Below are 8,812 nucleotides of genomic sequence, written 5' to 3' on the forward strand. Positions count from 1 at the left end.
CGAGGGGTGGTGGCACTTCGTCGACGACGTCGACACGGTCGTCAGCCGGCAGCCGTGAGCGCCTTCGCCAGCACGGGCACGGTCAGTTCACGCTGCCACTGACGCGCAGCCGATCCGCGCAGAAAAGCGTCCACCGCGGCGGTGGTGGCCTCGGTCCCGTCGACAGGCTGCCAGTCCCAACACAACCGGCGCACGAGCTCTGGTGCCAGCAGGTTCTCGACCGGCACCGAGATCTGTTGCGCGAGTGCGGACAGTTCGGTGCGCGCGGCCTCCAGCCGGGCCGCGGCCTCGGGCTTACGACGTGCCCACCGGGACGCCGGCGGGGGACCGTTGGACGGCTCCTGGAGATCGGGCAGGTCGCCGGTCCGGGCCCGGGCCAACGCGTCCAGCCACACCTGAGCATTGCGCCGCTGCTTGGATCCACCGAAAATCGGTAGCGCCGTGAGCTTTTCGACGCTGTCCGGGTTCACTGTGGCGGCGTTGACGATCGCGCTGTCGGGCAGGATGCGGCCGGGGGCGATGTCGCGCCGCCGCGCGATCTGGTCGCGGGTGGTCCACAGTTCCCGCACCGCGGCCAACGCGCGCGGATCGCGCACCTTGTGGATGCCCGAGGTCCGCCGCCAGCGATCGCGGCGCGTCGGAGTGGGCTCGACCGTGCGCAGGAACTCGAATTCCTGGGCCGCCCACTCGGACTTGCCCTGCTGCTGCAGCACCTCGTCGATCGCGTGGCGCAGTTCGACGAGAACTTCGACATCCAGCGCCGCGTAATTCAGCCACTCGTCGGGCAACGGGCGCTTCGACCAGTCCGCCGCGCCGTGGCCCTTGGTCAGCTGCAGACCCAGCAGGCGCTGCACCATCGCCGCGAGGTTCACGCGTTCGTAGTTGGCCAGCCGTCCGGCCAGTTCGGTGTCGTAGAGCGACGGGGGCCGCATGCCGATCTCGGACAGGCACGGCAGATCCTGGTCGGCGGCGTGCAGCACCCATTCGGCGTCGGCGAGCACTTCCGCCACGGGCGCGAGCACCTCGAGGGTGTCGCCGCCGTGGCTGACCGGGTCGATCAGTACCGTGCCCGCCCCCGCCCGCCGGATCTGAACCAGGTAGGCGCGGTTGGAGTACCGGAAGCCCGAGGCCCGCTCGGCGTCGATCGCGAAGGGTCCGTGCCCGGCGGCCAGCCGATCCGCGGCCTCGGCGATCTCGTAGCGGCTGACGGACACCCCGGGCACGCCCTCGCGGGGGGTCAGCAGCGGTTCGGCATCGGGGACCTGCTCGTCGGCGCCGTCGGTGTGGTGGGCGTCGTCGGCGTCCAGCGACGAGCCTGGCGTGTCGGAATCGGACATATGGTTCAGGCGCGGGTGCGGGAACTCAGGTCGGTCACCCCGGTGGGCGGCAGTCCCGCGGCGTGTTCGAGCACCTCGCAGAACGCCTCCACATGGGGACCGAGTTCGAGGTCGGTGGCAGTCCAGGAGGCGCGCAGCTCCAACTGGTGGGCACGCGGCGGGCCCGAGATGTCCCCGTAGCGCACCGACGTGGTCGCGGTGACGGTGCCGCCCAGCGCGGTGACGTGGTCGCCGCGCGCGGCGAGCGCGTCGACGAGCCAACTCCATGCCACCTCGGGCAGCAGCGGATCAACGGCTTCCGAGGAGTCCAGGTCGGCCTGGATGTAGGCAACGAGGCGCATCGTGCCGTCCCAGGCGTCGGCGCCCTCGGGGTCGTGCAGCAGGATCAGCCGGCCGAATGCGTCACCCTCGGAACGTTCGGGGATGATCGCCGTCTCGGCGTGCTTGACCTCGGCGCCCAGCGCATAACTGAACGGCGCCAGGCGTTGCGGCGGCCGGATCGGGCCCAGCTCGATCTCCGGCCGTACGGTGGTGGCATTCATCGCCGCCACCGCTTCACGGAATGGAGCCGGTTCGGCGGTGGTCACGTCGTTTGACGCTAGCGGATTCGGCCAGGTCTGTGCTCATGGCGCGCCGATTCGGGCATTAGCGGGCATGGCAGCATGGTGGGCGATGAACACGCGCCGTGAGCTGCCCGAATCCCCGTACCTGGCCGCCGTCGCCGGTCGCAAGCCGCTCCGGGTGCCGGTGTGGCTGATGCGACAGGCGGGCCGGTCGCTGCCCGAGTACCGGGAACTGCGGGCCAAGAACACCATGATGCAGGCCTGTTTCGACGCCGACCTGATCACTGAGATCACGCTGCAGCCGGTGCGCAGGCATGGCGTCGATGCGGCCATTCTGTTCTCCGACATCGTGGTTCCGCTGCGGGCCGCCGGGATCGACCTCGACATCGTCCCCGACGTCGGACCGGTGATCGCGCATCCGATCCGCACGGCCGGCGACGTCGCCGGGATCCGCCCGCTGGAACCGGGCCAGGTGGCTCCGGTGGCCACCGCGGTGGGCCAGCTGGTCGCCGAGCTGGGCGACGTCCCGTTGATCGGGTTCGCCGGCGCGCCGTTCACTCTGGCGTCCTACCTGGTCGAGGGCGGGCCGAGCCGCAACCACGAACGCACCAAGGCGATGATGTTCGGCGAGACCGACACATGGCACGCGTTGATGGCCGCGCTGACCGACGTCACGATCGCGTTCCTGCGCACCCAGGTCGAGGCCGGGGTGGATGCCATCCAGGTGTTCGATTCGTGGGCGGGCACGCTGTCGCTGGCGGACTACCGGGCGTACGTGCTGCCGCACAGCGCGCGAGTGTTCGCGTCGCTGGCCGGGTACGGGGTGCCGATGACGCACTTCGGGGTCGGCACCGCCGAGCTGCTGGGCGCCATGTCCGAGGCTGTCACCGGTCATGGGGTGCCCGCCGTGGTGGGCGTCGACTGGCGCACGGCGCTGCACGACGCCGCGACGCGGGTGCGGCCCGGAACTGCGCTGCAGGGCAACTTGGACCCGGTGGTGCTGCTGGCCGGCTGGCCCGTGGTCGACCGTGCGGTGCGCGCGGTGGTGGAGGACGGCAGGCGGGCGATCGACGCCGGCGCGGTCGGGCATGTGTTCAACCTCGGGCACGGCGTGCTGCCGGCCACCGATCCCGCCGTGATCACCGACGCCGTGGCGCTGGTGCACGAGCTGTGAGCGCGGCGGCTCCGCTGCGGTACTGCGTCGTCGGCGGCGGTATCTCGGGTCTGGCCGCGGCGTACCGGTTGCGCGTCGCCGCAGGCCCCGATGCGTCGATCACGGTGCTCGACCCCGCCGACCGGCTGGGTGGGGTGCTGCGCACCGAACGTGTCGGCGGGCAACTCCTCGACGTCGGCGCGGAGGCGTTCGTCGCCCGTCGACCGGAAGTGCCGGCTCTGCTCAACGAGCTCGGGCTGGCCGGCCGACAGATCGCCACCTCGGGTGCACGGCCGCTGATCTACAGCGGGGGCAGGCTGCACCAGCTGCCCGCGGACACCGTGCAGGGCATTCCGTCGCGGCCGACCGCGTTGACCGGTTTGGTCGACGACGCCACCATCCGGTGGATGCTCGACGAGCCGCGGCGACCCTTCACCTGGCGGCAGGGCGCCGACCCGTCGGTGGCGGAGCTCGTCGGTGACCGGTTCGGCGAGCAGGTCGTGATCCGCTCGGTCGACCCGCTGCTGGGCGGGGTGTACGCCGGCTCCGCGGCGACCATCGGCATCCGCGCGGGCGCACCGACGGTCGCCGCGGCCCTCGACGGCGGGGCGCGCAATCTGACCGAGGCGGTGTCGCTGGCGCTGCCGCCGCCCCAGCCCGGCTCGGTGTTCGGCGCCATCGACGGCGGCTACCAGGTGCTGGTCGACGAACTGGTGCGGCAGGCGGATCTGGACTGGGCGCAGGTCGCGGCGCACACCGTGCGCCCGGCGGGCAGCGGTTGGGAGGTGGTCGACGACGAGGGCGTCCGCTGGCCGGCCGACGCCGTGGTGCTCGCGGTGCCCGCACCGCGGCTGCCGGCGCTGATCGCCGACCTCGCCCCGCAGACCGCGGCGGCGGCCCGCCGGATCCCGGTGGCGTCGGCGGCGGTCGTGGCGCTGGCGCTGCCGGGCGGCACCCCACTGCCCGACCAGTCCGGGGTGCTCGTCGCCGGCCCCGGCCGGTTGCGCACCAAGGCGGTCACGCTGTCGTCGCGCAAGTGGGGACGACGGGCCAACGTGGAGATGGTGCGGCTGTCCTACGGCCGCTTCGGCGATGATCTCGCGGGCAGCACTGGCGACGAGGACCTGCTGACCTGGGCGGCGCAGGATCTGACGACGTTGTTCGGCATCACGGTGGAACCCGTCGACGCGCGCGTGGTCCGCTGGATCGACGCGATGCCGCAGTACGGTCCGGGGCACGCCGCGCTGGTCGCCGAGCTGCGCGCCGGGCTGCCCAGGGGGCTCGCGGTCGCCGGCGCCTACCTGGACGGCATCGGTGTGCCCGCGTGTGTCGCGGCGGCGACCCGGGCGGTGGCCGCGCTGATGGTCGGCCCAGCGCCCGCCGCCCGATGACGTGCTGGATCACAGCCGTGTGCGTGGCACGATAGGCGCATGGCCAAGCTCGATTACGACGAACTGAACTCGACGATCCGCTACCTGATGTTCTCGGTGTTCGCGGTGAAACCGGGTGTGCTCGACACCGCGGATGACGCCCGGGCAGCCGTCGTCGACGAGACCGCGACCTTCCTGAAACGGCAGGAGGATTCGGGAGTGGTCGTGCGCGGCCTCTACGACGTCGCCGGGATGCGCGCGGACGCCGATTTCATGATGTGGACCCACGCGCCGACCGTCGAGGCTCTGCAGAAGACCTACTCGGATTTGCGGCGCACCACCGCGCTGGGCCGGGCGTCCGCCCCGGTGTGGAGCAACGTGGCGCTGCACCGGCCGGCCGAGTTCAACAAGAGCCACATCCCGGCGTTTCTGGCCGGCGAGGAGCCCGGCGCCTACATCTGCGTCTACCCGTTCGTGCGGTCCCTGGAGTGGTACCTGCTTCCCGACGACGAGCGTCGCCGCATGCTCGCCGAGCACGGGATGGCCGCGCGCGGCTACAAGGACGTGCGCGCAAACACGGTGCCGGCGTTCGCGCTCGGCGACTACGAATGGCTGCTGGCGTTCGAGGCGCCGGAACTGCACCGCATCGTCGACCTGATGCGGGATCTGCGGGCCACGGACGCGCGCCGTCACGTGCGCGAGGAGACGCCGTTCTTCACCGGCCCGCGGGTGTCGGTCGAGCAGCTGGTGGCCGCGCTGCCCTGATGCGGCAGCCGGCCATCGCCGTCACGACGGCCCAGGTGTCAGGACTGCTGTGACTCCGTCGGCACCAGCCGCAGCGAGATCGAGTTGATGCAGTAGCGCTGATCGGTCGGGGTCGGGTAGCCCTCACCCTCGAAGACGTGGCCCAGGTGACTGTGGCAGTTGGCGCACAGCACCTCGACCCGGCGCATGCCCAGCGAGTCGTCGCGCCGCAGGATCACCGCGTCAGAATCGGCCGGGTCGAAGAACGACGGCCAGCCGCAGTGCGACTCGAACTTCTCGGTGCTGCGGAACAATTCGGCGCCGCAGGCGCGGCACTGGTATACACCCTCGGTCTTGGTGTCGGTGTACTCACCGGTGAACGGACGCTCGGTACCGGCCCGCCGCAGCACCGCGAACTCCTGCGGCGTCAGCCGTTCGCGCCATTGGTCGTCGGTGAGTTCGAGCTTGGGACCTGTCATGGGTTTCAGGCTACTCGGACGACTTGACCGCCGGGGCCAGCTGCTTCATCCACGGCGGATCGATGCCCTCGTCGAGGCGGCCGTCCCGTTTGGCGTCGAGGTAGCGGAACAACAGCACGGAGAAGATGACCACCGCCATCAGCGACCAGCCGAAGGTGATCTTCAGGTATTCCAGTGCGCGCCCGGTCGACGGAAGCTGCCACAGCAGCCAGCGGTCCATGGTCAGGAACCCGTACGCAGCCAGCCAGGCCACCCAGTTGCGGATCACCGAATTGGGCAGCACCACGGTCATCAGGAACGGGAACAGCACGATCGAGTAGTAGCCCTGCCCCAGCGACAGCACCAGCCAGGAGGTCACCAGCAGCACTCCGGACGAGGTCAGCATCCAGAAGAACGGATCGCGGGTTCGGTAGTAGCGGTACAGCAGCCACAGCGCGATCACGCCGAGCACCACAAACGTGACCCGCAGCGCCATGATCAGCCACATCGGCAGGCCGTAGTAGATGCCGTTGCCCAGGATGGAGCTGTTGAAGTAGTCGCGGGTGGACAGGATGTACGGCACCGTGCGGGTAACGAAGTTCATCGGGTCGCTGATCAGCGGCCAGGCCGCGAGGTTGAACGCGACCGGCACCAGGAACGCGGTCACCAGCGCCCGCCACTGCCGGTTCAGCAGCGGCAGCAGCAGCAGCGGCGCGATCAGCGGTTTGACCACCAGGGTCAGGCCGATGGCTACCCCGGCCCACCATTCGTGGCTGCGGTTGCCGTCCAGCAGCCACCGGAAGAACAGCACCTCCAGCAGCAGGATGACGCCGTTGATGTTGCCGAACACCAGTGTGTTGGTGACGCTTTCGGTGCAGAACATCGCCAGCAGCAGCGCCGGCGCCGCCACCGAGGACAGCGTGTAGTTGAACAGCCGCAGAAGGAAATAGCCGGCCAGGATGATCGCGACGGTATTGAAGAAGATGAACCAGTTGCGCGACGCGACCTCGGGCAAATAGCCGAACGGCGCGATGATCAGCGTGCCGCCCGGGGGATAGAGGTAGTGCGGGTCGACGTGGTCGAAGTGCTCGTTGTAGATGTCCCAGCCGAACTTGAAGTTGATGACAGCCCGGTAGACGGGCGCGAAGTCGTCGGTGATGTAGCGGTTGAAGACGAGCACGTAGCTGCGGTGGATCACCGCCATGATGGCCAACGGCCACAGGATGGATCGCAGCACCGACGCCGTGGTGGGAGGTGTCGTGCGAGGCCGGAAAACCGTCAGAACAAGATCGCGCACGCCCCGCACCGTACCGCAGGGTTCCCAGGGAACCGTCAGGCCGGGCAGTACGTGTCGGTGGACGGAAGCTGACCGGTCTTGAGGTATTCGATCGCGGGGGGCAGGGCGCAGGGCGAGTAGATCGTCGCGCCGTGTCCGATGCCCTGCCACATCACCCGCCGGTTCGCCGAGCCGGCGTTGATGGCGGTGGCGGCCACGGCCGCGACGCCTTCGTTGCCGACGATCGGGTCGTTCTGCACGCCCAGCAGCAGGGTCGGGATCTCCAGGCCGCTGGGCTCTTTCGGGGCGCTGCCGCTGGGCCAGTTGAGGCACTTGACCATGTCCAACGCACCCACGGTGCCGAACTGCGGATACATCTTGCCCCACGCGACCACGAGTTCCCGGACCCGATCGGGGGTGGGCCGGTTCAGTGCGTCGCTGCAGGTGTTGACGAACTGTCCGTCGGTCTGGCGCAGGGTCTCGGCCTGGTTGATGAGGTTGTTGAATCGGTTGGTGTCGCCGTTGCGGGCGTCGGCGACGGCCAGTGCGAGCTCGTTGCCCGCGTCGACGCGGCCGGCGCGCGGGTAGCCCAGCGCGGTCGAGATGGCGTGGGCGACCGCGGCCACCGACGCCCCGCCGGGTCCGCGGCCCGCGCGCGCGTCGGCGAGCAGCGCGTCGACCGCACCCAACGGATCGGGCCCGGCCGGACAGTTGGTGGCCAGGCACTGGGTGGCCCACGCGTCGAGCGCGGCCTGTTCGCCCTTGACCCGCTGTTCGGTCGCGGCTTCAGCCGAGATTCCCAGCGGCAGCGGCGAGTCCAGCAGCAGGCGGGCGACCTTGTTCGGATGCGACCCCGCGTAGGCCAGCGCCACCTGGGCGCCGTTGCCGATGCCGAGCAGGGCCAGTGCGGGCACGTCCCAGGTGGTGCGCAGCCGTTCGATGTCCTCGGCGGCATGCGCGTTGTCGTAGGCCGAGTCACCCGGGGCGATGGTGTCGGTGCAGCTGGTCGTCGCGGTCATGGTGATCGCTGCCAGGTTGGCGACGGGATCGTCGCCGGCCTGGAACTGGGCCTGCTCGAACATCTCCTGCCGGTCGAACAGGTCGCGGCAGTCCAGCGCCCCGGACATGCCGATGCCGCGGCGGTCCACCGCCACGATCGGGTGGCTCGCGAGGACGTCGGCGCCCGCCCGGGACAGCCATACCGGCAGCTGCACCGATGACGGCACGTCCGAGCCTGTGGTCATCACGAGCGGGCCGGCGTCGGCGGGGGTCTGCACGGACGTCGCGCGCACCACGCCGATGCTCACGGTGCCGGTGGCGCCGTTGATCGGATCCAGGTCCGCGTCGTAGCTGGCGCAGTCGAGCTTCACCCCCGGCAGCGCTTCCACGGCCGCGGCGGCGAACACCCGCGAGGTGCAGTCCCGCCAGGAGAGGTCGTTCTTCGGAGCCTCGACGGCGGGCGGTCCGGCGGGTTGGTCGCTGGTTTGCGGCTCACCCTGGGGGCCGGCGCCGGAGTCGGTCGCGAAGCGGGGGTTGGCGGCCAGGCCGGGGGAGCAGGCCGCCAGCGGGAGCACGACGGCCATCGACAGCACGACAGCCGGCACCAGACGACGCATGGGCACCACAGTACTGACCGGCGGGTATCTAGCTGCCGCGGCCGAGCCGCGAATCTAGCTGCCGCGGCCGAGCCGCGAATCTAGTGTCCTGAGTCATTAATTCGGTTGCAGTAGTTGGCGATGCTTGCCAGGATCTGGTCGGCGGTCTTAGTCCAGACGTAAGGCTTGGGGTTGTCGTTCCAGGTGTCGATCCAGGCACGGATATCGGCGTTGAGTTGCCGCACCGAGGTGTGAGTGGAGCGGCGCAGTTTCTTGGTGGTCAGCTCGGCAAACCAGCGCTCGACGAGATTGAGCC

Annotated in this window: 8 protein-coding genes and 1 pseudogene; 3 read left to right on the top strand and 6 right to left on the bottom strand. The window is 70.1% G+C overall.

Annotated features, from left to right (window positions below; all coding sequences use genetic code 11):
• Window positions 1-41 precede the first annotated feature (41 nt).
• Window positions 42-1,337: an HRDC domain-containing protein gene (locus ACXMYJ_RS20510; protein ID WP_443188745.1), complete on the bottom strand. Its 1,296-nt coding sequence runs from the start codon at window positions 1,335-1,337 to the stop codon at window positions 42-44.
• A 5-nt stretch (window positions 1,338-1,342) separates the two neighbouring features.
• On the bottom strand, window positions 1,343-1,924 hold the full coding sequence (locus ACXMYJ_RS20515) for a DUF3000 domain-containing protein (protein WP_396884457.1): 582 nt from the start codon (window positions 1,922-1,924) through the stop codon (window positions 1,343-1,345).
• A gap of 85 nt (window positions 1,925-2,009) precedes the next feature.
• Between ACXMYJ_RS20515 and hemE the strand changes: the two genes are divergently transcribed.
• From hemE to hemQ, 3 genes are read left to right on the top strand one after another with little or no spacing between them, the layout of a single operon-like run.
• The gene (hemE, locus tag ACXMYJ_RS20520; protein WP_460358699.1) at window positions 2,010-3,074 is read left to right on the top strand and encodes a uroporphyrinogen decarboxylase; all 1,065 of its coding nucleotides are present in this window, start codon (window positions 2,010-2,012) and stop codon (window positions 3,072-3,074) included.
• Window positions 3,071-4,444 (top strand): protoporphyrinogen oxidase, encoded by a 1,374-nt coding sequence (locus tag ACXMYJ_RS20525; protein ID WP_460358700.1) that lies wholly within the window; start codon window positions 3,071-3,073, stop codon window positions 4,442-4,444. The genes hemE and ACXMYJ_RS20525 overlap by 4 nt, the downstream gene beginning before the upstream one ends.
• A gap of 39 nt (window positions 4,445-4,483) precedes the next feature.
• Window positions 4,484-5,188 carry a hydrogen peroxide-dependent heme synthase gene (gene hemQ / locus ACXMYJ_RS20530; RefSeq protein ID WP_260751813.1) on the top strand — a complete coding sequence of 235 codons (705 nt, stop codon included), beginning with the start codon at window positions 4,484-4,486 and terminating at the stop codon, window positions 5,186-5,188.
• 38 nt (window positions 5,189-5,226) lie between these two features.
• Here hemQ and msrB read toward each other — a convergent pair whose 3' ends face one another.
• The 4 genes and pseudogenes from msrB to ACXMYJ_RS20550 form a co-directional block, all read right to left on the bottom strand.
• Window positions 5,227-5,646, bottom strand: a complete 420-nt coding sequence (gene msrB, locus ACXMYJ_RS20535) for a peptide-methionine (R)-S-oxide reductase MsrB (protein ID WP_260751814.1) — start codon at window positions 5,644-5,646, stop codon at window positions 5,227-5,229.
• A 10-nt stretch (window positions 5,647-5,656) separates the two neighbouring features.
• Entirely contained in the window at window positions 5,657-6,922 is a 1,266-nt protein-coding gene (gene aftC, locus ACXMYJ_RS20540; protein WP_260751820.1) for an arabinofuranan 3-O-arabinosyltransferase, read from the bottom strand.
• Window positions 6,923-6,957: 35 nt separating this feature from the next.
• Window positions 6,958-8,517 (bottom strand): alpha/beta fold hydrolase, encoded by a 1,560-nt coding sequence (locus ACXMYJ_RS20545; RefSeq protein ID WP_460358701.1) that lies wholly within the window; start codon window positions 8,515-8,517, stop codon window positions 6,958-6,960.
• Window positions 8,518-8,597: 80 nt separating this feature from the next.
• Window positions 8,598-8,812, bottom strand: a pseudogene (locus ACXMYJ_RS20550) (IS630 family transposase); the annotation flags it as partial.

It is taken from the genome of Mycobacterium sp. ZZG (assembly GCF_054786995.1).